At 57.0% G+C, this 23,983-nt stretch carries 18 protein-coding genes and 4 tRNA genes; 3 read left to right on the plus strand and 19 right to left on the minus strand.

What is annotated here, in order from left to right; genetic code table 11:
• Positions 1-11 precede the first annotated feature (11 nt).
• The 16 genes from fusA to F0155_RS02565 form a co-directional block, all read right to left on the minus strand.
• Positions 12-2,087, minus strand: a complete 2,076-nt coding sequence (fusA, locus tag F0155_RS02490; RefSeq protein ID WP_150522897.1) for an elongation factor G — start codon at positions 2,085-2,087, stop codon at positions 12-14.
• A 24-nt stretch (positions 2,088-2,111) separates the two neighbouring features.
• Positions 2,112-2,582, minus strand: a complete 471-nt coding sequence (rpsG, locus tag F0155_RS02495; RefSeq protein ID WP_150522898.1) for a 30S ribosomal protein S7 — start codon at positions 2,580-2,582, stop codon at positions 2,112-2,114.
• 12 nt (positions 2,583-2,594) lie between these two features.
• Positions 2,595-2,966, minus strand: coding sequence for a 30S ribosomal protein S12 (gene rpsL / locus F0155_RS02500; protein ID WP_006936459.1), 372 nt, complete (start codon positions 2,964-2,966; stop codon positions 2,595-2,597).
• Between the two features lie 527 nt (positions 2,967-3,493).
• Positions 3,494-3,787, minus strand: coding sequence for a regulator (locus F0155_RS02505; RefSeq protein ID WP_150522899.1), 294 nt, complete (start codon positions 3,785-3,787; stop codon positions 3,494-3,496).
• Between the two features lie 72 nt (positions 3,788-3,859).
• The gene (rpoC, locus tag F0155_RS02510; protein WP_150522900.1) at positions 3,860-8,065 is read right to left on the minus strand and encodes a DNA-directed RNA polymerase subunit beta'; all 4,206 of its coding nucleotides are present in this window, start codon (positions 8,063-8,065) and stop codon (positions 3,860-3,862) included.
• Positions 8,066-8,166: 101 nt separating this feature from the next.
• Positions 8,167-12,306 carry a DNA-directed RNA polymerase subunit beta gene (rpoB, locus tag F0155_RS02515; RefSeq protein WP_150522901.1) on the minus strand — a complete coding sequence of 1,380 codons (4,140 nt, stop codon included), beginning with the start codon at positions 12,304-12,306 and terminating at the stop codon, positions 8,167-8,169.
• 262 nt (positions 12,307-12,568) lie between these two features.
• Positions 12,569-12,946 (minus strand): 50S ribosomal protein L7/L12, encoded by a 378-nt coding sequence (gene rplL / locus F0155_RS02520; RefSeq protein WP_150522902.1) that lies wholly within the window; start codon positions 12,944-12,946, stop codon positions 12,569-12,571.
• Between the two features lie 60 nt (positions 12,947-13,006).
• Positions 13,007-13,525, minus strand: a complete 519-nt coding sequence (gene rplJ, locus F0155_RS02525; protein WP_150522903.1) for a 50S ribosomal protein L10 — start codon at positions 13,523-13,525, stop codon at positions 13,007-13,009.
• 306 nt (positions 13,526-13,831) lie between these two features.
• Complete coding sequence (rplA, locus tag F0155_RS02530; protein ID WP_150522904.1) at positions 13,832-14,527, minus strand: 50S ribosomal protein L1; 696 nt, start codon at positions 14,525-14,527, stop codon at positions 13,832-13,834.
• Between the two features lie 4 nt (positions 14,528-14,531).
• Positions 14,532-14,960, minus strand: a complete 429-nt coding sequence (gene rplK, locus F0155_RS02535) for a 50S ribosomal protein L11 (RefSeq protein WP_150522905.1) — start codon at positions 14,958-14,960, stop codon at positions 14,532-14,534.
• Between the two features lie 164 nt (positions 14,961-15,124).
• Positions 15,125-15,655, minus strand: coding sequence for a transcription termination/antitermination protein NusG (nusG, locus tag F0155_RS02540; RefSeq protein ID WP_150522906.1), 531 nt, complete (start codon positions 15,653-15,655; stop codon positions 15,125-15,127).
• A gap of 64 nt (positions 15,656-15,719) precedes the next feature.
• On the minus strand, positions 15,720-15,911 hold the full coding sequence (gene secE / locus F0155_RS02545) for a preprotein translocase subunit SecE (protein ID WP_150522907.1): 192 nt from the start codon (positions 15,909-15,911) through the stop codon (positions 15,720-15,722).
• A gap of 103 nt (positions 15,912-16,014) precedes the next feature.
• Positions 16,015-16,090 (minus strand) — tRNA-Trp (locus tag F0155_RS02550).
• 108 nt (positions 16,091-16,198) lie between these two features.
• On the minus strand, positions 16,199-17,389 hold the full coding sequence (gene tuf, locus F0155_RS02555; RefSeq protein ID WP_150522896.1) for an elongation factor Tu: 1,191 nt from the start codon (positions 17,387-17,389) through the stop codon (positions 16,199-16,201).
• Positions 17,390-17,554: 165 nt separating this feature from the next.
• A tRNA-Gly gene (locus F0155_RS02560) sits at positions 17,555-17,628 on the minus strand.
• A 23-nt stretch (positions 17,629-17,651) separates the two neighbouring features.
• Positions 17,652-17,736 (minus strand) — tRNA-Tyr (locus tag F0155_RS02565).
• Positions 17,737-18,174: 438 nt separating this feature from the next.
• Between F0155_RS02565 and F0155_RS02570 the strand changes: the two genes are divergently transcribed.
• Positions 18,175-19,008 carry a TrmH family RNA methyltransferase gene (locus F0155_RS02570; protein WP_150522908.1) on the plus strand — a complete coding sequence of 278 codons (834 nt, stop codon included), beginning with the start codon at positions 18,175-18,177 and terminating at the stop codon, positions 19,006-19,008.
• 93 nt (positions 19,009-19,101) lie between these two features.
• Here F0155_RS02570 and F0155_RS02575 read toward each other — a convergent pair whose 3' ends face one another.
• Positions 19,102-20,280 carry an MFS transporter gene (locus F0155_RS02575; protein ID WP_150522909.1) on the minus strand — a complete coding sequence of 393 codons (1,179 nt, stop codon included), beginning with the start codon at positions 20,278-20,280 and terminating at the stop codon, positions 19,102-19,104.
• Between the two features lie 204 nt (positions 20,281-20,484).
• Positions 20,485-21,342, minus strand: a complete 858-nt coding sequence (locus F0155_RS02580) for a delta-class carbonic anhydrase (protein WP_244303450.1) — start codon at positions 21,340-21,342, stop codon at positions 20,485-20,487.
• Between the two features lie 323 nt (positions 21,343-21,665).
• On the opposite strand from F0155_RS02580, the gene F0155_RS02585 reads away from it, so the two are divergent.
• Positions 21,666-21,741: transfer RNA gene (locus F0155_RS02585), tRNA-Thr, on the plus strand.
• A gap of 122 nt (positions 21,742-21,863) precedes the next feature.
• Here F0155_RS02585 and F0155_RS02590 read toward each other — a convergent pair.
• A complete protein-coding gene (locus F0155_RS02590; RefSeq protein WP_425299910.1) occupies positions 21,864-22,859 on the minus strand; it encodes a transporter substrate-binding domain-containing protein in 996 nt (331 codons plus the stop codon).
• Positions 22,860-23,387: 528 nt separating this feature from the next.
• On the opposite strand from F0155_RS02590, the gene F0155_RS02595 reads away from it, so the two are divergent.
• Positions 23,388-23,885: a putative pterin-binding protein gene (locus F0155_RS02595; RefSeq protein WP_150522911.1), complete on the plus strand. Its 498-nt coding sequence runs from the start codon at positions 23,388-23,390 to the stop codon at positions 23,883-23,885.
• Positions 23,886-23,983 lie beyond the last annotated feature (98 nt).

Here is a 23,983-nt window from a genome sequence, read left to right on the forward strand (position 1 = left end):
AGAGGTTGGGGTCAGGCGTATTTCGCCTGAACCTCTTCGGCGACGGCCTGCGGCACCTGCTCGTAATGGTCGAAGACCATCGAGTACTGGGCACGGCCTTGGGACATGGACCGCAGGTTGTTCACGTAGCCAAACATGTTGGCCAGCGGGACCATTGCGGTGATGACTGTCACGATACCGCGGTTTTCGGTACCGGCGATCTGACCCCGACGGGAGTTCAGGTCACCGATCACGTCACCCATGTAATCTTCCGGAGTGACGACCTCGACCTTCATGATCGGCTCGAGAAGCTTCGGACCAGCCTTCTGGATCCCTTCACGGAAACCAGCGCGACCAGCGATTTCGAAGGCGAGAACCGAGGAATCAACATCGTGGTAGGCACCGTCGATGAGGGTTGCCTTGATGTCCAGCATCGGGAAGCCTGCCAGCGGACCGGAAGACATGACGCTTTCGATACCCTTGCTCACGCCCGGGATGTATTCCTTCGGAACCGATCCACCGACGATCTTGCTTTCGAATACGAAACCGGCATTTGCTTCAGCCGGCTCAAGCACGAGCTTGATACGGGCGAACTGACCAGAACCACCGGACTGCTTCTTGTGGGTGTAATCCACTTCAGCAAGCTTGGTGATGGTTTCGCGGTAAGCAACCTGCGGAGCACCGATGTTGGCTTCAACCTTGAACTCGCGACGCATACGGTCGACGATGATGTCGAGGTGAAGTTCACCCATGCCAGCAATGATGGTCTGGCCGGATTCTTCGTCGGTCTTGACGCGGAAGGACGGATCTTCAGCAGCCAGGCGGTTCAGGGCGAGGCCCATCTTTTCCTGGTCGGCCTTGGTCTTCGGCTCAACAGCGATCTCGATAACCGGCTCAGGGAACTCCATGCGCTCAAGGATCACCGGCTTCAGCGGGTCACACAGGGTGTCGCCGGTCGTGGTGTCCTTCAGGCCTGCGATAGCAACGATGTCACCAGCATAGGCGATATCGATGTCTTCGCGGGAGTTGGAGTGCATCTGCATCATGCGACCGACGCGCTCTTTCTTCTCCTTGACCGTGTTGAGCAGGGTTACACCCTTTGTCAGCACGCCGGAGTAGATGCGGCAGAAGGTCAGAGAGCCAACGAACGGGTCGTTTGCAATCTTGAATGCAAGCAGGCCGAGCGGCTCTTCGTCAGAAGACTTGCGCAGAACTTCGCCTTCGGTCTTCGGGTCGATGCCGCGGATGTCCGGAACTTCAACCGGGCTCGGCAGATAATCAACAACGCCATCAAGAAGCGGCTGCACGCCCTTGTTCTTGAAGGCAGAACCACAGAACACCGGAACGAACATGCTGTTGATGGTGCCCTTACGGATCAGCTTGCGCAGCTGCTCGTTGGACGGCATTTCGCCTTCCAGGTAGGCTTCCATCGCAGCTTCGTCGACTTCAACGGCTGTTTCGATCAGCTGCTCGCGAGCTTCGTTTGCACGGTCCACCAGGTCAGCCGGAATATCAAGGACATCCCATGCTGCACCGAGGTTTTCCGACTGCCATACGAGAGCCTTCATTTCGATGAGGTCTACGCAACCGGCAAACTCGCTCTCAGCACCGATCGGGAGCTGCATGACAAGCGGAGTAGCACCAAGACGGGTCTTGATCATGGTTACGCAACGATCGAAATCGGCGCCCAGCTTGTCCATCTTGTTGACGAAGATCATCCGCGGGACCTTGTACTTGTCGGCCTGACGCCAGACAGTCTCGGTCTGCGGCTCAACACCAGCATTGGCGTCGAGGAGAGCAACTGCGCCATCGAGAACGCGGAGCGAACGCTCAACTTCAATCGTGAAGTCAACGTGGCCCGGGGTATCGATGATGTTCAGACGCTTCTCTTTCCAGAAAGCGGTCGTCGCAGCAGAGGTAATCGTGATGCCACGCTCCTGCTCCTGCTCCATCCAGTCCATGGTGGCTGCGCCATCATGCACTTCGCCAATCTTGTGGCTCTTGCCTGTGTAGTAGAGGATCCGCTCGGTCGTGGTCGTCTTGCCAGCATCGATGTGTGCCATGATGCCGAAGTTGCGGTAGTCCTCGATTTTATGCGTGCGCGCCATAGCGTCAGCCCTTCGAAGTCCTGATTACCAGCGGTAGTGCGAGAATGCACGGTTGGCGTCAGCCATACGGTGCGTGTCTTCGCGCTTCTTAACTGCAGTGCCACGGTTGTTGGCTGCGTCGAGCATTTCGCCGGACAGACGGTCAACCATGGTCGTTTCGTTGCGGTTACGCGCTGCAGTGATCAGCCAGCGAATTGCGAGAGCCTGACGACGGTCAGAACGCACTTCCACCGGAACCTGGTAGGTTGCACCACCAACACGGCGGGAACGCACTTCCACTTGCGGCATAACGTTTTCAAGAGCTGCGTGGAACACTTCAATCGGGTTCTCACGGGTCTTGTTTTCGATCACATCGAAAGCACCGTAAACGATGCGCTCTGCAACCGACTTCTTGCCGTCGTACATGATAGCGTTCATGAACTTGGTGACGACAATGTCCCCGAACTTCGGATCCGGGTTGATTTCGCGTTTTTCTGCGCGGTGACGACGGGACATCTAATGTGCTCCTTACTTCGGCCGCTTCGCGCCGTACTTGGACCGGCGCTGCTTACGATCCTTGACGCCCTGGGTATCAAGCACACCACGAATGATGTGGTAGCGAACACCCGGCAAATCCTTCACACGACCGCCGCGGATCATCACGACAGAGTGTTCCTGAAGGTTGTGACCTTCACCCGGGATATAACCAATGACTTCAAAGCCGTTGGTCAGACGGATTTTTGCCACTTTACGCAGAGCCGAGTTCGGCTTCTTCGGAGTGGTCGTGTAAACGCGGGTGCAAACACCACGCTTTTGCGGGCAGGCCTCCATGGCCGGCACTTTGTTCCGCTTCGGCGGATCTTTCCGCGGCTTGCGGATCAACTGGTTGATGGTCGGCATATCGTGCCCTTTACCTTGTCCATCCAAAAATTCGTATCGCAACTGCCGTTTTCGCTGACTTTGCATGCAAAATCGCGCCCGCGCACTCCAGAGGAGCGGCAGGCGCTGCGAAAACCAGAGGACCACGCACTTTCATACGCGGTCATGCAATCGACGCTTATTCGCCTTTATGAACCCGGCAGCGTTTAAGAGGCTATTTCCTGCGCGAGCCGCGCTGGACAATTCCGCTCTTACCGCCTGCCCTTGGGATGGCCGGAACCTACTCACATCCCCTTCCCGCGTCAAGCGGTTTATCGGAATTTCCCGTTTTCCGGGATTTCGGCAGATTCCTAGGCTTTTTCAGTCGATTTTCGGACAATTTGCGCAATCTTGTTTCGCGGATAGCGCTTGTTTCAATCGTATTGTTACCGATACCGGAAATGCATGGCTGGCATACAGATGAACAAATGCTTAACACATTGGTTCAATTCATGACTCGGCTTTGGAATCACGTTTCCAAGAATCGGATTTCGGCGAATCCTTTTGCCCTATTCGGCAAATGCGATCACCGCGACGTTTCCGGCCAACGCATCCTCATAGGCTGCTTCATAGGTCGGGTCTTCCGGCTCGCCGTCCATGACGCCGATCTGATCCAGCTCCGCTTCGACATAACCCTTAGAGGTCAGCGCCTCGAGCGTCTTGCGAACCGCATCATCATCATCCGCTCCACGCAGGAGCACATGGACCGGAGTAGCTGTTTCTTCAGTGCCGTCTTCATGGTCCCATACCCGACCGATTACTATGTAGACGACCGGATCGAGTGTATCGCCATTGTCATTCATGATGAGATTTCCCTGGTACATATGAGAAGGGCCGCCCGAAGGCGGCCCTGCATTTTTCATTTGGTCGAACCGTTATTCGGCTGCGCCGCTGAGATCTTCCAGAAGACCTTCGGCGGATGCTGCGCTTTGCGAAGACTCCTGCCGTTGTGCTTCCTGGATCAGATCGTCCCGGTGGGTTGCGATCTGGCGGATGCGCTTCATCACCCCGCCGGTACCGGCCGGGATCAGGCGACCAACGATGACGTTTTCCTTGAGGCCGACCAGCGGATCCACCTTGCCGCCGACAGCAGCTTCGGTGAGAACGCGCGTCGTCTCCTGGAAGGACGCTGCGGAGAAGAACGAACGGGTCTGCAGCGATGCCTTGGTGATACCCAGCAGAACCGGGTTACCCTTGGCAGGATCGCGAGCGTTATCGATCGCCTTCTGGTTGGCTTCCTCGAAGTCGATACGGTCGATCTGTTCGCCCGCAAAGAACTCCGTCTCACCCGGATCAGTGATCTCAACCTTCTGCAGCATCTGGCGAACGATCACCTCGATGTGCTTGTCGTTGATGGTCACGCCCTGCAGACGATAGACTTCCTGGATTTCATTGACGAGGTAAGCAGCCAGTGCCTCCACGCCCTTGACGGCCAGAATGTCATGCGGTGCCGGGTTACCGTCGAGGATGTACTCACCCTTCTCGATGGCATCGCCTTCCTGAAGATGGAAGTGCTTGCCCTTCGGGATGAGGTATTCGACGGGCTCCATCCCCTCGTCCGCCGGCTCGATGATGATCCGACGCTTGTTCTTGTAGTCACGGCCGAAGCGGATCGTACCGGAGATTTCCGCGATGATCGCGTGATCCTTCGGACGACGTGCTTCGAACAGTTCTGCAACGCGCGGCAGACCACCGGTGATGTCCTTGGTCTTGGCGCTTTCCAGCGGGATACGAGACAGAACGTCACCGGCCTTAACCGATGCACCCGGCTGAACCGACAAAATGGCGTCCACGGACAGAAGGATACGGGCATCCAGACCGCGAGCGGTCTTGGAAACAGCACCCTTTGCGTCCTTGACGACGATTGCCGGCTTGAGGTCCGCACCACGCTGGGACGAACGCCAGTCGGTAACGACACGCTTGGTGATGCCGGTCGCCTCGTCGGCGGTTTCCTGCACGGAAATACCGTCAACCAGGTCTTCGAAGTCCACGATACCGTCGACATCGGCAAGCATCGGACGCGTGTATGGATCCCACTCGGCAATCCGCTGGCCGCGCTTGACCGTGTCGCCATCGTCCACATGAAGCTTGGAGCCATATGTGACACGGTGAACGGCACGCTCGTTGTCATCACTGTCGAGGACAACGATGGACATGTTGCGGACCATGGCAATCAGGTTGCCATCGGAGTCGCGCTGGACATTGCGGTTTCGGATCTTGACCCGGCCATCGACGTTGGATTCGATGAACGAAGAGTCGACAACCTGTGCCGTACCACCAATGTGGAACGTACGCATCGTCAGCTGTGTTCCCGGCTCACCGATGGACTGGGCAGCGATAACGCCGACAGCCTCACCCATGTTGACCGGAGTACCGCGAGCAAGGTCACGGCCGTAACAGGTCGCACAGACGCCGGTTTCGGTTTCACAGGTCAGAACCGAGCGGATCTTGACCTGCTGAACCTTGGCAGCCTCAATGACTTCCACGTCCTTCTCGTCGATCAGGTGGCCCTTCGGAACGATCATTTCACCGGTCTGGTGATTGTAAACGTCCTCTGCGGTCGTACGACCCAGAACGCGCATGCCAAGGGAGGCAATGACGTTACCGGCGTCAACGATCGGTGCCACGGTGATGCCACGCTGGGAACCACAATCCGGTTCAAGGATGATGGAATCCTGCGCAACGTCCACCAGACGACGGGTCAGGTAACCGGAGTTAGCAGTCTTCAAGGCGGTGTCGGCCAGACCCTTACGAGCACCGTGTGTGGAGTTGAAGTACTCCAGAACCGAGAGGCCTTCCTTGAAGTTCGAGATGATCGGGTTTTCGATGATCTCGCCGGACGGCTTGGCCATGAGGCCGCGCATACCAGCCAGCTGCTTCATCTGCTGGGGTGAACCACGGGCCCCGGAGTGGGACATCATGTACACCGAGTTCATCTGCTTCTGGCGACCGGTTTCCTCGTCGAATTCCACCGCCTGAATGCGCTTCATCATCTCGTCAGCAACACGGTCGGTACACTTCGCCCAGGCGTCGACAACCTTGTTGTACTTTTCGCCCTGGGTGATGAGACCGTCATTGTACTGCTGTTCGTATTCGGTTGCCATGGCGGCAGTCTCGGCCACCAGCTTCTGCTTGGTGTCCGGGATAACCATGTCGTCCATGCCGAACGAAATACCTGCTCTACAGGCGTTCTTGAAACCGAGACCCATGATCTGGTCACAGAAGATGACCGTCTCTTTCTGACCGCACGCACGATAAACGGCGTCGATCATCTTGGAGACTTCCTTCTTCGTCATCAGCTTGTTGCAGATGTCGAAGGGAACTTCATGGTGCTTGGGCAGAAGCTCACCGATGAGCATGCGGCCCGGCGTGGTTTCGTGGATTGCGGAAACCTCGTTGCCATCCGCGTCAATGGTCCGGAAACGACCCTTGATCTTGGTGTGCAGCGTGATGACCTTGTTCGCCAGCGCGTGATGGATTTCGCCGATGTCGCCGAAGGCCATGCCTTCGCCCGGCTCCTTCTCTGCCATGATCGACAGATAGTAGAGGCCGAGAACGATATCCTGCGACGGAACGATGATCGGGCCACCGTTTGCCGGATGCAGAATGTTGTTCGTGGACATCATCAGCGTACGTGCTTCCAGCTGGGCTTCCAGCGAGAGCGGTACGTGAACAGCCATCTGGTCACCGTCGAAGTCGGCGTTGAAGGCCGAACAGACGAGCGGGTGCAGCTGGATAGCCTTGCCTTCGATCAGGGTCGGTTCGAACGCCTGGATGCCAAGACGGTGAAGCGTCGGCGCGCGGTTCAGCAGAACCGGGTGCTCGCGGATCACTTCGTCAAGGATGTCCCAGACTTCCGGACGCTCTTTTTCAACCAGCTTCTTCGCCTGCTTGACGGTGGAAGAGAACCCCTTCGCGTCAAGACGGGAGTAGATGAACGGCTTGAACAGTTCGAGCGCCATCTTCTTCGGCAGACCGCACTGGTGCAGCTTGAGTTCCGGGCCCACGGTGATGACCGAACGGCCGGAATAGTCAACGCGCTTACCAAGAAGGTTCTGACGGAAGCGGCCCTGCTTGCCCTTGAGCATGTCGGACAGCGACTTCAGCGGACGCTTGTTGGCACCGGTGATGACGCGGCCACGGCGGCCGTTGTCAAACAGGGCGTCAACAGACTCCTGAAGCATGCGCTTCTCGTTCCGGATGATGATATCCGGAGCACGCAGTTCCATCAGGCGACGCAGACGGTTGTTACGGTTGATCACGCGGCGATACAGATCGTTCAGATCCGACGTCGCGAACCGGCCACCGTCGAGCGGAACCAGCGGACGCAGATCCGGCGGGATAACCGGAACGACGGTCATGATCATCCATTCCGGGCGATTGCCGGATTCAATGAATGCCTCGATAACCTTCAGGCGCTTGGCCAGCTTCTTCGGCTTCAGTTCGGTCGTGGCTTCAGCAATTTCCTGACGCAGCTGTTCGCTTGTGCGCTCGAGATCGAGGCTCATCAGGATTTCGCGGATTGCCTCTGCACCGATCATCGCGGTGAAAGCGTCTTCCCCATATTCGTCCTGCGCAGCAATGAAGTCTTCTTCGGAAAGAAGCTGGTGCTGCTTCAACGGGGTCAGACCCGGCTCAAGAACGACATAGTTTTCGAAGTACAGAACGCGTTCCAGATCCTTCAGCGTCATGTCGAGCAGAAGGCCGATACGGCTCGGCAGGGACTTCAGGAACCAGATATGCGCAACAGGCGCAGCCAGTTCGATGTGGCCCATGCGCTCACGGCGAACCCGCGACAGGGTGACTTCAACGCCACACTTTTCGCAGATAACGCCCTTGTACTTCATGCGCTTGTACTTGCCGCAAAGACATTCGTAGTCCTTGATCGGGCCAAAAATACGCGCGCAGAACAGGCCGTCACGCTCAGGCTTGAACGTACGGTAGTTGATGGTCTCAGGCTTTTTGATCTCGCCAAACGACCAGGACATGATCTTTTCCGGGCTCGCAAGCGAGATCCGGATATTATCGAAGGTCTGTGTGGGAGCCTGCTGATTAAACAGGTTCATGACCTCATGATTCATGGTCCATCTCCTTCACTGCAGGGGCCGGGAGAACGCCCGTCGGCGCTCTCCCCTCAGCCAGCACTGCAAGTCTCAAATCGGTCTTAGTCTTCACGTCCGGATCACTCGGCTGCGTCAGCAGCAGGTTCGTCGGAGAGCTGAGGCTGATCGGTGCGCTGCAGCTCCACGTTCAGACCCAAAGACCGCATTTCTTTCACAAGCACGTTGAAGCTTTCCGGAATGCCTGCCTCGAAGGTGTCGTCACCGCGAACAATGGCCTCATAGACCTTTGTACGACCGGCCACGTCATCCGACTTGACAGTAAGCATTTCCTGCAGCGTGTAGGCTGCACCATAGGCTTCAAGGGCCCAGACCTCCATTTCCCCGAAGCGCTGGCCACCGAACTGCGCCTTACCACCCAGCGGCTGCTGGGTAACGAGCGAGTACGGGCCAATCGAACGGGCATGGATCTTGTCGTCGACCAGGTGGTGGAGCTTCAACATGTAGATGTAGCCCACGGTCACACGGCGATCGAACTCTTCCCCTGTCCGGCCATCATAGAGGACCGACTGGCCGCTCGTATGGTATCCGGCAATGTTCAGAGCATCGACAACATCTGGTTCACGCGCGCCGTCGAAGACCGGCGTTGCAATCGGCACGCCCTTCTTCAACTGTTCGGCAAGGAGCGTGATGCTCTCGTCATCGAATTCCTTGACGTTATCGCCCTTCAGATTGTCGCCGTAGATCTCGACGATCTTTCCGCGAAGCTCATCAATCTGGCCCGACTTCCTGTACTCATCGTACATTTCGCCGATACGCAGACCCATGCCGCGGCAGGCCCAACCCAGGTGGGTTTCAAGGATCTGACCAACGTTCATGCGCGAAGGCACGCCGAGCGGGTTCAACACGATGTCGACATGCGTGCCGTCTTCCAGGAACGGCATGTCTTCACACGGGTTGATCTTGGACACCACACCCTTGTTGCCGTGACGGCCAGCCATCTTGTCGCCCGGCTGAAGCTTGCGCTTCACGGCAACGAAGACCTTGACCATCTTCATGACGCCCGGGGGCAGCTCATCACCACGCTGCAGCTTCTCGACCTTGTCGATAAACCGCTGCTCAAGGCGCTTGCGGCTGTCATCATACTGACCGCGCAGAGCCTCGATTTCGGACATGAACTTCTCGTCTTCGGTCGCAAACTGCCACCACTGGGACCGCGGGAATTCATTGAGTGCGTCGCCGTTCAGCTCCCCACCCTTCTTGAAGCCCTTGGGCCCTGCAACAGCGGACTTGCCGAGCAGCATTTCTGCCAGACGGCCATAGACGTTACGGTCCAGGATTGCCTGTTCGTCGTCACGGTCCTTTGCAAGACGCTCGATTTCCTCGCGCTCGATAGCCATAGCGCGCTCGTCCTTCTCAACGCCGTGGCGATTGAAGACACGAACTTCGACAACGGTACCCGAAACTCCCGGCGGCAGGCGCAGGGACGTGTCGCGAACATCGGACGCCTTTTCACCGAAGATGGCGCGCAGAAGCTTTTCTTCCGGCGTCATCGGGCTTTCGCCCTTCGGAGTGATCTTGCCGACGAGAATGTCGCCCGGATGCAGTTCCGCACCGATATAGACAATCCCGGCTTCGTCGAGGTTCTTCAGGGCTTCTTCCGAAACGTTCGGAATGTCGCGCGTGATTTCTTCCGGACCAAGCTTGGTGTCACGCGCCATCACTTCGAATTCTTCCAGATGGATCGAAGTGAAGACGTCATCGGACACGATCCGCTCGGACAGCAGGATGGAATCCTCGAAGTTGTAGCCGTTCCACGGCATGAACGCGACGAGCACGTTCCGGCCGAGAGCCAGATCACCGAGATCAGTCGACGGACCGTCCGCAATGATGTCACCCTTGTGAACCCGGTCACCCACGCGAACCAGCGGGCGCTGGTTGATGCAGGTGTTCTGGTTCGAACGCTGGAACTTCATCAGGCGGTAGATATCAACACCGGACTTGCCCGGATCGAGATCTTCGGTTGCCCGGATAACGATACGGGTCGCGTCAACCTGGTCGACGACACCGGCGCGCTTTGCACCGATGGCCGCACCGGAGTCGCGAGCCACGATCGGCTCCATGCCGGTTCCAACGAACGGAGCTTCTGCCCGCACGAGCGGAACGGCCTGACGCTGCATGTTCGAGCCCATCAGGGCGCGGTTCGCGTCATCGTTCTCAAGGAACGGAATGAGCGCGGCAGCAACAGACACAAGCTGCTTCGGCGAAACGTCCATGAGGTCAACGCGATCAGACGGGACCATCATGTTTTCGCCGGCGTGGCGGCAGGTGATCAGTTCGTCCGTGAACCGTCCGACGTCATCATAGCTGGCGTTGGACTGAGCCACGTAGTGCTTGGCTTCTTCCATCGCGGACAGGTAGACGATGTCGTTGGTCACGACGCCGTCCTTCACCTTGCGATACGGGCTTTCAATGAAGCCGTACTTGTTCACACGGGCGAAGGTTGCAAGCGAGTTGATCAGACCGATGTTCGGGCCTTCCGGCGTCTCAATCGGGCAGATACGACCGTAGTGCGTCGGGTGAACGTCGCGAACTTCGAAGCCTGCGCGCTCACGGGTCAGACCACCCGGGCCAAGGGCCGAAAGGCGGCGCTTGTGCGTGACTTCGGACAGCGGGTTCGTCTGGTCCATGAACTGCGACAGCTGCGAGGAGCCGAAGAATTCACGAACGGCAGCCGCTGCCGGCTTCGCGTTGATCAGGTCCTGCGGCATAACGGTGTCGATCTCGACAGAGCTCATGCGCTCCTTGATCGCGCGTTCCATGCGCAGCAGGCCAACCCGGTACTGGTTTTCCATGAGTTCGCCAACCGAGCGAACACGACGGTTGCCCAGGTTGTCGATGTCATCGATTTCGCCCTTGCCATCACGCAGCTGCAACAGCACGCGAATAACTTCAAGGATATCTTCCTTGCGCAGGACGCGAACCGTGTCTTCAGCATCGACGTCGAGACGCATGTTCATCTTCACGCGGCCAACGGCGGAGAGGTCATAGCGCTCTGCATCGAAGAACAGCGACTGGAACATGGCTTCCGCGGAATCGATGGTGGGCGGCTCACCCGGGCGCATCACGCGGTAGATGTCGAACAGCGCGTCTTCGCGGGACTCGTTCTTGTCCACGGCAAGGGTCGTGCGGATGTACGGGCCCGTGTTGACGTGGTCAATGTCGAGAACAACAAGATCGTGGTAACCGCGATCAACGAGTTCCTCGAGGAGCTTGCCTGTGATTTCCTCACCGGCTTCCGCATAAATCTCACCGGACTGAGCGTTGACGATGTCCTCAGCCAGATACTGGCCATGCAGGTCTTCGTCGGTCACCTTCAGAGCGGTAACGTTCTTTTCAGCCAGCTGCTTGATGGTGCGAGCCGTGATCTTGCGACCACCTTCGACAACCACTTCGCCGCTGTCAGCGTCGATCAGGTCATAGGACGCCTTGGTGCCCTTCAAACGCTCGCCGTCAAACGGCATGCGCCAGGAACCATCCTTCTCGCGGGTATATTCAATCCGGTTGTAGAAGGTGTTCAGGATCTCTTCGCCGTCAAGGCCGAGGGCCATGAGAAGCGAGGTGACCGGGATCTTGCGGCGACGGTCGATACGCGCATACACGACGTCCTTGGCATCGAACTCGATGTCCAGCCAGGAGCCGCGATAAGGAATGACGCGCGCTGCAAACAGAAGCTTGCCGGAAGAGTGCGTCTTGCCCTTGTCGTGATCGAAAAACACGCCCGGCGAACGGTGCATCTGGGAGACGATGACGCGCTCGGTGCCGTTGACGATAAAGGTACCATTGTCCGTCATGAAGGGCATGTCGCCCATGTAGACGTCCTGCTCCTTGATGTCCTTCACCGACTTGGCGCCGGTTTCTTCGTCGACATCAAACACGATCAGGCGCAAGGTGACCTTGAGCGGCGCTGCGAACGTCATGTCGCGCTGGCGGCACTCGTCAACATCGTACTTCGGAGCTTCAAATTCGTAGGAAACAAACTCAAGAAGAGATGTTCCGGCAAAATCGGAGATCGGGAACACGGACTGGAATACGGCTTCCAGACCATCATTTTTGCGTCCACCGCCCGGCATCTCGTCGACCTGAAGGAATTGGTCGTAGGATGCTTTTTGAACCTCGATGAGATTGGGCATGGCCGCGACATCGCGGATTGATCCGTAGTATTTACGAACCTTTTTGCGACCGTTGAACGTTTGGGTCATTGTCGCTCCTCGTATCGGCCGGGTAACGGCTTCCCGAAACGCCCCTTGTCCATCGGATGCTTTGCATCCAGGCGCTTCGGAAAAACGTTCCCCATTGATCACCCTGCCAGCGTGAAACAGGATCGTGATCGGTCTATGGGGTCTGAGGCATCCCTTTGGAAAGAGGATCCCCCAGTGGTACGTTTGCCCCGGAAACGGGAGAACCCGCCGGGGCCAGAAAACGGCCCCGGTTACCCGGGACCGTTATTGGGCTAAAGCCCGATTACTTCAGCTCGACGGTAGCGCCGGCTTCTTCGAGCTTCTTCTTCAGCTCTTCTGCTTCTGCCTTGGAAACCTGTTCCTTGACCGGCTTCGGAGCGCCTTCGACGAGTTCCTTGGCTTCCTTCAGACCGAGACCCGTGATGGCACGGACTTCCTTGATGACGTTGATTTTCTTGTCGCCAGCAGATGCCAGGATGACGTCGAATTCGGTCTTTTCTTCTTCAGCAGCAGCAGCGCCGCCACCAGCAGCAACAGCAGCAACTGCAACCGGAGCAGCAGCAGAAACGCCCCACTTCTCTTCCAGAAGCTTGGACAGTTCAGCAGCTTCCATAACGGTCAGTGCAGACAGTTCTTCGACGAGCTTTTCAAGATCAGCCATTTTTCAGTACCTTAAGTTCGAACCAGTGTGTTGGTTTTGATTGACAGTGTTTTGGTCGCCTTATGCGGCCTTGTCCTTCTCGGCGTACGCGTTGAAGACGCGGGCGAGCTGCCCGGCCGGCGCGTTGACAACCTGAGCAATACGGGATGCCGGGGTCTGGATCATACCGACCAGCTTTGCGCGCAGCTCATCGAGCGACGGCATAGAGGCCAGAGACTTAACTCCGTCCGCGTTCAGGTTTGTGGTTCCGAGAGCGCCACCAAGGATTTCAAACTTTGCGTTTGCCTTGGCGAAGTCTACTGCTGCCTTCGGGGCTGCGATCGGATCCTCGGAATAAACGAGGACGGTCGGGCCCTGGAAGAGGTCAGCAATGTGCTCCAGTTCCGTGCCTTGAAGGGCAAGTTTCACAAGGCGGTTTTTCGCGACTTTCACAGAGCCACCAGCTTCACGTACAGAAGACCGCAGGGCAGTCATCTGGGAAACTGAAAGGCCTGCATAGTGCGCGACGACAACGACGCCGGTCTGTGCCAGCTCGGCGTTGAGAGACGTCACGAACTCGTGCTTTTCCGCTCTTTCCACTTGCCTTCTCCATTTGATGACGTTTCCGTCACCGGTTTGCCTTTGCCGCAGCAGGTTTCCCGAACCCGGGACGCCCGCTAACGACGCTCAGGGTCCTGTCCCCTCGCTCGCGCGAGCAGCGCGGCAAGGCCTGGTTCGAACCGGGTGTTCGCTTTCGCGAAAGTTCGGCTCTTACCTATCTATGCAGGCCACTTGGCTTAAACCGGTTTCCCGGCACCTGCAGTCTCGGACAGGGTGACCTGGCGGCGAGCCACCAGATCAATCAGCCGGTTGCCCGGCCGAAACTTGTAGATCCGACGTGTCGGATTACTCGCTGACGGTTGCCAGGTCGACCTTTACGCCCGGGCCCATCGTCGAGGAAATTGCGATCCGGCGCATGTACTGCCCCTTGGATCCGGACGGCTTTGCCTTCTGAACAGCATCAACAAATGCCTGGATGTTCTGCTTCAGAGCATCTTCAGAGAAGGAAACCTTGCCGATGCCTGCATGAACGATACCGGCCTTTTCGACGCGGAACTGAACAGCACCGCCCTTGGCGTCGTTAACAGCAGACTTCACGTCCGGAGTTACCGTTCCGACCTTCGGGTTCGGCATCAGGCCGCGCGGGCCGAGAACCTTACCGAGGCGACCGACGAGCGGCATCATGTCCGGGGTAGCGATGACCGTATCGAAATCGATCTTGCCGCCCTGGATGGCTTCAACCAGGTCTTCTGCACCGACGATGTCTGCACCGGCTGCCTTGGCTTCTTCAGCCTTGTCGCCACGAGCAAACACGGCAACGCGAACAGTCTTGCCAGTGCCGTTCGGCAGAACACACACGCCGCGGACCATCTGGTCTGCATGACGCGGATCAACGCCGAGGTTGATTGCAACTTCGACGGTCTCGTCGAACTTGACCTTGGAACGACCCTTAACGAGAGTCAGAGCTTCGCCCAGACCATAGGTCTTGTTGCGATCAATACCCTCACGAGCTTCCGTGATACGCTTTCCGAGCTTAGCCATGATCTTACTCCGTAACTTCCAGGCCCATGGACCGGGCGGAGCCTGCGACCATCAGCATTGCTGCGTCGATGTCGTTGGCGTTCAGGTCTTTCATCTTTGCTTCAGCGATTTCCTTGACCTGCGCCTTGGTCACGGAACCAACGGTGCCGCGGCCGGGGGTCTGGGAACCCTTCTGAAGCTTTGCGGCCTTCTTGAGGAAGAACGACACCGGAGCCGTCTTGATCTCGAAGGTGAAAGACTTGTCGGAATAATATGTAATGACGGTCGGGCACGGAGCGCCCTTCTCAACATCCTGGGTCTGAGCGTTGAACGCCTTGCAGAATTCCATGATGTTCAGACCGCGCTGACCCAGCGCAGGACCAATCGGGGGAGACGGTGTTGCAGAACCAGCCGGCACCTGCAGCTTGATATAGCCGTCAATTTTCTTCGCCATGTTGATCTCCATTCATGCAAGCGGATGATGGCTCATCAGCCTTGCGGGAGTTGGTGGTGTGACCCTTGATGCCTGCCCGGCGATGAGCAGGCGGATCTACCACCCGATTACCCTGCCCCGTTCAGGACAGGCACGGAGACTGCCAAAGCAGCCAAACAGTCAGATCAGAGCTTGTCGACCTGACCGAATTCCAATTCGACCGGCGTGGCGCGACCGAAGATCGACACCGCCACCTTCAGGCGCGCACGCTCGTCATCAACTTCTTCGACGAGGCCGGAGAAGGACGCAAACGGGCCGTCGGATACGCGAACCTGCTCACCAACCTCAAAGCTGATGGTCGGCTTCGGACGATCAACGCCTTCCTGCACCTGATTGATGATGCGAAGGGCTTCCCGCTCGGGGATCGGCACCGGCTTCTGGTCTGCACCGAGAAACCCGGTAACTTTCGGTGTATCCTTGATGAGGTGGAACGCCTCGTTGGTCATGTCCATCTTCACCAGAACATAGCCCGGGAAGAACTTGCGCTCAGCCTCAACCTTGCGGCCGCGGCGAACTTCAGTGACCTTTTCCATCGGAACGAGAATTTCCTCAAAAAGGTCGGAAAGACCCTTTTGCTCGGCCTTTTCACGGATGGACTCGGCGACCTTCTTCTCGAAATTCGAATAGGCGTGCACAATGTACCAGCGCTTGGCCATGTTCTTCAGTTCCGTTTCTTGTTCTTTTCAGCGTGTTACGGGCAGATCCTCAATCGGGATCGCTTTAAACACCAAGCAGCCAGCCGATACCCCAGCCCATCAACTGGTCGGCAAGCAGGAAGAAAATCGACGCAATCACCACCATGACAAAAACCATGACAGTGGTTACGGCAGTCTCGCGACGTGTCGGCCAGGTGACTTTCGACACCTCGGAGCGAACCTGCTGAATGAATGTAAAGGGATTGGTCTTCGCCATTCCGATTCCGGTCTGTTAAATACGAGTGGGCGCGCGACCCATGTTCGCGCGCCTCACCCGAGGTCTATGTAACCCCTCGGGGCTCTGCTTTCAAGAGCAAAAATGGCAGGGGCAGCAGGGTTCGAACCCGCGACCTGCGGTTTTGGAGACCGCCGCTCTACCAACTGAGCTATACCCCTTCAGGTGATCGAATTTCGATCTTGCTCCTGATACTCGCCTGACCTCGATTTATCAAGGCCTGACGAAGATATCCACCGGGTCCGGGCGGACCCGGTGGACACCAATTCTTACTTGATGATGGAAGCGACGACGCCAGCGCCGACGGTCCGGCCACCTTCGCGGATAGCGAAGCGCAGACCTTCTTCCATGGCGATCGGAACGATCAGCTCAACGTCAACAGAGACGTTGTCGCCCGGCATCACCATTTCAGTGCCTTCCGGAAGGGACACAACACCCGTCACGTCCGTCGTACGGAAGTAGAACTGAGGACGGTAGTTGGTGAAGAACGGTGTATGACGACCGCCTTCTTCCTTCGTCAGGATGTAGGCTTCTGCCTTGAAGTTCGTGTGCGGGTTAACTGTACCCGGCTTGCACAGCACCTGGCCGCGCTCAACGTCTTCACGGCCGATACCGCGGATCAGTGCGCCGATGTTGTCGCCTGCTTCGCCGCTGTCCAGCAGCTTGCGGAACATTTCAACGCCCGTAACAGTCGTCTTCTGGGTGTCGCGGATGCCGACGATCTCGACTTCCTCACCAACCTTGACGATGCCACGCTCAACACGACCGGTCACAACCGTACCACGGCCGGAGATCGAGAAGACGTCTTCGATCGGCATCAGGAACGGCTGATCCTTCGGACGCTCCGGCGTCGGGATGTAGGCGTCAACCTGAGCCATCAGTTCCTTGATCGCGTCACGGCCGATAGCCGGGTCACGGTTTTCAACTGCCGCCAGTGCAGAACCCTTGACGATCGGAATGTCGTCGCCCGGGAACTCGTAGGAAGACAGAAGCTCACGGATTTCCATTTCGACCAGCTCGAGGAGCTCTTCGTCGTCGACCTGGTCAACCTTGTTCATGAACACGACAAGTGCCGGAACGCCAACCTGACGAGCGAGAAGGATGTGCTCGCGGGTCTGAGGCATCGGGCCGTCAGCTGCGGAGCAGACCAGGATCGCGCCGTCCATCTGGGCAGCACCGGTGATCATGTTCTTCACGTAGTCGGCGTGGCCCGGGCAGTCAACGTGAGCGTAGTGACGGTTTTCCGTCTCGTACTCAACGTGTGCCGTGGAGATGGTGATGCCGCGCGCCTTTTCTTCAGGTGCTGCGTCGATCTGGTCATATGCCTTAGCAACTGCGCCGCCGGTTTCGGCAAGCGTCATCGTGATTGCTGCAGTCAGCGTCGTCTTACCATGGTCAACGTGGCCGATCGTGCCAATGTTGACGTGAGGCTTATTGCGCTCAAATTTTTCCTTCGCCATCGGCGTCGCTCTCTGTCCAATACGCGTTTATATCGATATAGGCTCGCGGCGGGACACGTTCCGAAGCTTTGGAATACTCCTCAGACGACGAATTTATCCCATAGATTTTCAGGATGTCCGGGCGAAAGAGCCTTCCGTTCCGGTCACTCCGATCAGCACCCATGATGGAGCGGGTGAAGGGAATCGAACCCTCGTCGTCAGCTTGGAAGGCTGCTGCTCTACCATTGAGCTACACCCGCGCGCCGGACCCGAAAAGAAACGATGGTGGAGGAGGTTGGATTCGAACCAACGTAGGCTTAGCCAACGGATTTACAGTCCGTCCCCTTTAGCCACTCGGGCACTCCTCCATCTCGTCTCACTTCACGCCGAAGCGGTCAGGATGGCTTACCGAAGAGCCCGCCTTGGTGGTGCGAGCAATCCCGTGGCGCGTGTTATGCAGATAGGGACCTTTGGTGTCAACGGCGTTTTTGCGAAGAAGTTCATAAAATCGTCGCTCGTTCGAAGTTCCCCTCCCCGAACGTTGGATACGGACCGTTGCTTTCTCCCGGTATCCTGCCCTTTTCTGGCGGTTCTGTCACGTTTCTTCACAGCTTCTACGTCGCAAATTGCCCCATCGGAACACCTGTGTGGAAAACCCGAGAAGGCAAAACCGACACTTTTTGCGCCCCTTTTGGATTGGCGATTCAGCCCGTTGGCCTAACAGAAGCCCAAATAGATCGCGGGCTGCCTGCTTATGACAATTGTCACTCTTTAAAGCTTCGGGGTTTGGGAGTAGGAGTGCTGTCATGACTGAGAACAACAATGGTTCCGGAGCCAAGCGTCCGGGAGACAATCGCCGCCCGCGCAACTTTTCGCGCCCGGGCCAAGGCAACAGGAAACCTGCGCCGCGCCGTCCCGGCCTGCCGCCGGAAGGACCGATCCTTCTCTATGGCCTGCATACGATCGAGGCAGCCTTTGCAAACAAGGAGCGCAAACGCCGAAAATTGTTTGCGACGGAAAACGCGCAGCGCCGGCTGACCGAGCGCGGAGTAGTCATAGACGTCCCGATCGAAACAGTGCCGCCAAAGGCGCTGGACCGGATGGTGACAAGGGATGCGGTGCATCAGGGCGCCGTTCTGGAAGTCGTAGCGCTGCCTGCCTATGGACCGGAACACCTCAAGGGTGCGCGTCTAGTGCTCGCGCTTGATCAGGTGACCGATCCGCACAATGTGGGCGCGATTCTTCGTTCAGCGGTCGCCCTTGATGCCGACGCCGTTGTCACGACCGAGCGACACGCTCCTGAAGAAGGCCCGGTTCTGGCAAAATCTGCCTCCGGTGCCCTCGACATGATCAAACATGTTCGGGTGAAAAACATGGCGCGGTTCGTGACAGAAATGCAGGATCAGGGTTTTGCCGCCATTGCACTGGACAGTGATGGCCCCGCCTCCCTTGAAGACACCGAGTTTGCCGAAAAGACGGTGCTGGTTCTTGGCTCTGAAGGCAAGGGCGTCCGTCAGGGCGTTCGCGAAGCCTGCACAGCGCTGGCACGCCTCGACATGCCCGGCGCCATCCGCTCGCTCAATGTTTCCAATGCGGCTGTGCTGGCTCTTTATGTCGCGCGCCGCAAGATGGGCCTGTGACGCGCAGCCCCTACATTTGGATTTAGACGCAGAATTGAAAAAGGCAGAGAGGGATCGCTGCCTTTTTTGTTCCCAGACGCAATGAGGTCAGGCTCAAGCCGCTGAATTGGCGGCCGCCCCACTCAGAGGCTCCTCCCTTGCCTCGGCCCGTGTCAGGAATGTCGCCAGCGACAGGCTGAGCAGCAACATTGGACCCGTGACCATGAGCCCTGTGCGAATGTCATAAAGATCGGCAACGGGGCCGATCGTGAGCGGGCCGATCAGGAACCCGAGAAGCGCAATAAACGACAGCACGGCGACATTTGAAGCCGGACTGGTTCCAGGTGCTGCTGATGCTGCTGTGACGCCGAGCGGGAATGCCAGCGACACTCCGACCCCAAGAACGCCGAGGCCTGCAAGAGCGACCGGAGCAGAAGGCGCAAACCAGATCAGGGCAACGCCGAACAATCCGATAAGGGCAAGCCCCTGCCCCAGCCGACCGGGTGCTGCCATCTGGCGCAGACGATCTCCGAACAGGCGTGTCGTTGCCACGCAAAGGGCAAAGACGGAGACGCCGAGACCTGCGAGACCGGGATTGGCAGCGAAGGTGTCTCTCAGATAGACCGCAGCCCAATCGGCCATGGCTCCTTCGATCAGGGTCGTTCCAAACGTGAAGATGCAAACGCCCAGAAGGATCGGATGCGGAAGCCTGAAGCCTTTTGCAGTCCCCTCTTCCATGCGCTCGACCCTGGTTGGCACGGGAACGCCCTGGATTGTCGGATAGGCAAGAACCTGCACCACAATCGCAATCACCATGCCGGCGTATAGTGGGCTCATACCTGCCCATGCAACTGCGGAACCGATCAGCGTGCCGCTCAAAAGGCCGAAGCTCCAGAATCCATGCGCAGTGCTCATGACCTTGCGGCCTGTCTCCTTCTCATATTCATCGGCCAGCACATTCAGACCGAGTTCCACAAGAGACAGTGAGCTGCCAACGCAGGCGAGCGCGGCCATCAGGACCCATTGCGACGTGGCCAGGAACGGCGTCAGCATCACAAGGAGAAATACGGGGAAGAAGACGAAGGTGATCAGACGCGCACCGAGCCAATTCGCCACTTTCCCGGCGAAAAGAAGCGTGGTCAGCGTACCAATCGGCGCGCCGATCAGCGCGATTGCCAGTTCGCTGTTTGTCAGGCCCAGAGCTGTCTGGACGCCAGGAATATGCGGCAGCCAGGCACCAAGGGCGATGGGTTGAAGAAAGAAGATAATGCAAATGCGTTGGGCGTGGGTCATGACGAATCCTGCCGAAAGAAATAATTTCGGCTTCCGAACTAACAGCAAGACCAACGTTTGCACAGACGGGAGAAATCCCAAGGGCAAACTCACCTAACGTCATTTTCTCGCGGAATTCTGAGATTTGTTGGCTCTTCATCCCCAAAAAGGGTCAGCGGCTTGCAGGAAAAAATCTCCCCTGCAAGCTGAGCTTCAAACTGCCGGTTAGTTGATCGGCGAAAGAAGGTCTGGATTCACCACCAGATTACGAACGCCGTGAGCGTGGTCTTCGTCAAACGGATTGTCCGCCAACCAGGCAGCGACGGAGGAGATCGAAACCTTCAACACTTTAGGATGAACATTCCAGGTCACCTGAAAGGGCGAGGCCTTGGTGTTGTACCCAGGTCCGGTTGTCGACCCGGCATAGCTGACCGGCTGCCCCAAATCCGAAGGCATATTGATCGCTTGATGATTTCCGTCGACGACCCCAACCTCATTAAGGACGCGCAGGTCGGCAGCCTTATCATCGTTCACCAGCACATATACAAAGGCCTCAACGCGCAGCTGCGGGTTCGCATTTGCCTCTGACAGGCAGGACCCAAGGGTCGGACCAGGCGTGATTGGCGCGGTGGAATGCACGTAGTGAATCTCGATCGTATCCCCCGGCTGCAGATCACCATGCTTGCCCTCACCGACAGGATAGTCGATGGCTGCCAGCTCAGCGCTGCTCAGCTGTCCGTCATAAAGGTATCCGCCCCCATACCCATGCTCATCGGGATTACCGGCATGGCGCGTGTATTCCCCGCCCTTGTGTTCTGCACCTTCATGAAAATGAATGTTGCAAAGGTTCATCTGGTCCACAGGGGGAGCCTTGCCGAATGCGACGGGATTGCTGCCTGCAACAGATTCGATGTCTCGCGGCGCCTGCGGTCCGAATCCTGCCTCATTCGCCATTTCCGCAAGAGCCGCCCGTTGACCGGCGATGGTTTCGTCACTCAGGCGATTTTCGCCCGCGTTGGCGCTTCCGTTAGAAAGCAAAAGACAAAGTGAAAGGCCGACTGCCGTAGAAACTGATAGTTTCACTTGTTGCTCCTTTATTCAAATAATTGTGCAGCACAAAACGTAACTCGCTACGCGTCGGAATATAATTATTTCTACGTATACTTTCCATAGTTACAGATTAGATCGTCCCGATCCGCACCATCACTGAGCGCATTCCAGGGGGAAGCCCAAGGGTTTGAAACTGATACTGACATGCGTCTTGACCGCGGCGTGTTATCCACAAACACCTTGCCGCTGGTTTCATCAGAAAACGGAAAATCAAAATTCCCTCTTGCCCCGCAAAGGCAATTGAGGGTACACGGTGCTCCTCGCTTCGGGCCATATCCGAAAGCGCTTGACCCTTAGCCGGTATAGCTCAGCTGGTAGAGCACGTGATTTGTAATCTCGGGGTCGCGGGTTCGAATCCTGCTGCCGGCACCACCTCCCCCTTTCTATAGAGTCCGCTTTAGCTGCGAGCCACTTGGTTCTCGCAGACGATCGCGGCCTGCGCCTTCCGGTTTGAAGAGCGGAAGGACGCAGGCCATCTTTCGAACAATTGGCACCTAGTTTCGGACTGTTTCCTCGCCCGGCGGGATATAGCCCGGCACATCAAGTTCGCCGTACCATTTTGCCCACAAGGCGTCGAATTCGCCGCTTTGACGAAGTTCCGCGTAGCGCTTCTTCATGTGTTGCCGAATCTCGACCGGCGTCTGGAGCGAGGCGGCAAGATAGGTAACAGGGATGCCGAAGGCCCGGATCGGCGTGGCCTTCAGCGGTTTGCCATGACCGCCAGCAGCCAGCCAAGCCTCGGTCTCCTTTACTGAAACCAACGCCTCTTCCTTGATTACGATTGTGCCGCCCAATCGTCCCATCGAGATTCTTTGCGCATCCGACATCAGGGCCGGCCTGCCGTCGACAAAAACCAGATCGTGCTCGGATTCCATCTTTTTTCGATAATCGACATCGGTTTTAAGCCGCTCAATATCCAACACGCGATCGAAGTCTGATGCCGCCTTGACGAAGAAATTGCTCCTGTATTCCGGGTCTTCCTGCAACCGCTTCTCAAACTCCGGGTTCCAGGCAATTGCCTCGTCAATTTCGATGAAGTTGGGCCCGAGAACCAGATCATCAATATCGTCAAGGTCACCAATCGACTCTTCGGCCCGGGTCACCAGATAGGCAGCCTCGGTGTTGAACACGCCGATATAGTCCATGAAAGTCAGGCGCTCGGGGCGATAGGAAACCAGCGGCAGAAAATTCGCCTCCCCTGTCCGTATGTTTTCCAGCGACCTTTTCCAGACCGGGGCATCGGCAAAGCTGACGGCAAGATCAACCGGCGCACCGTCCAGAAGCGCATTGATCAAATCGACTTCAAATCCCGTATACGCCTGCCGTGTTGCATCATAACCCGATGCAGGCACCTGCATCGATAAATAGGCCCGCAACGTCAGCGGCTCTGCTTGCAGGTGTTGGCTGGAGAGGACGCTCAACATTCCTGCGGCCAACACCAATCCACCAGCCCTCAAGAAGCCATTTAAACGAACGATCATTGTTTCCATGTTCACGCGCCCTCCCGCTCGAACATTGCCAAATTGAAAGCCGGCGCCTACGTGAAGTTGCGGCACCACAATAGAGAGCGCTCCGAAAGGAGAGACGTTGCCAGCTGGCAAATTCTTTCTCCTTCAATGCATGCGTCATCGTTCCCGGAAATGCCTCTACGCACATCCAAAGTTCCAATCGAAAGACATTGCATGCATTCGAACGCTGCTGCCAGACGCAGGAAAAGAAACCGTCATCCCTGGCAGAACACACTCGCCCACCAAGTCAAACACCCGGAAAGAGATAACTTTTTATAAATTCTTCCCATACGTAAGCTGCGAGAGATAACCACATTCGCCTCATCTTACGTAGTTGTCATTTACTGCAATTTCCAAAATTAATTCTGATTCTAAAAGATATTCGACAGGATCGCATTGTTGCAATTATGCCTTTAACTCAAACCATTAAATACGCCTTATATTAACTTGCATTTGGTAGTATCGTAGAGGTTGAAATTTGTAACTCACCCGTCTGGAGAAGGATGTCGAATGCGTTTTGGATCTGCTCTTGGACCTCTTGCTGTTGCTCTCTCGCTCACAATTCTGCAGCTGCCTTTTGCCGCGACTGCAAGTGCTGCGGAGACACTGTTCGCGTTGATTACCGCGGATGGAACGTCAACTGATGTCACCGACAAAACCTTTGAAGAGATCGGCTACACCGAGATCAAGACTCGTCTTGTCGGTGAAGCGGACACGGTTTCCACCGTTCGCGGCGTCCTGTTTTCCGCCCTGCTGGATCATTACGGTGTCGATGCGGAGACCGTACAGGTGACCGGACTCGACGGATACATGGCCGAGCTACCTGTCGACGAGCTGAAGCAATATCCGGTCGTGATAGCAACTGAAGTCGACGGAAATCGCCTGTCAGTTCGAAGCAAGGGCCCGGGTTGGGTTGTGTACCCGTTCACGGACCATCCCGAAATTGACGATCAATTGCGCGAAGCCCGCTGCGTGTGGCAGGTCCGCGATATCGCCGTCCGGAACTAGAGGAAGCGAGCAGGGTTATAATTGCCGCTCAGCGGCAAAGTTTGTGTGGCGTTGAATACTCCTCACCGGAACTCCTCTCTCTCAGTTTCTAATATGAG

This window comes from Roseibium sediminis, from assembly GCF_008711325.1.
Classification (GTDB): Bacteria; Pseudomonadota; Alphaproteobacteria; order Rhizobiales; family Stappiaceae; genus Roseibium; species Roseibium sediminis.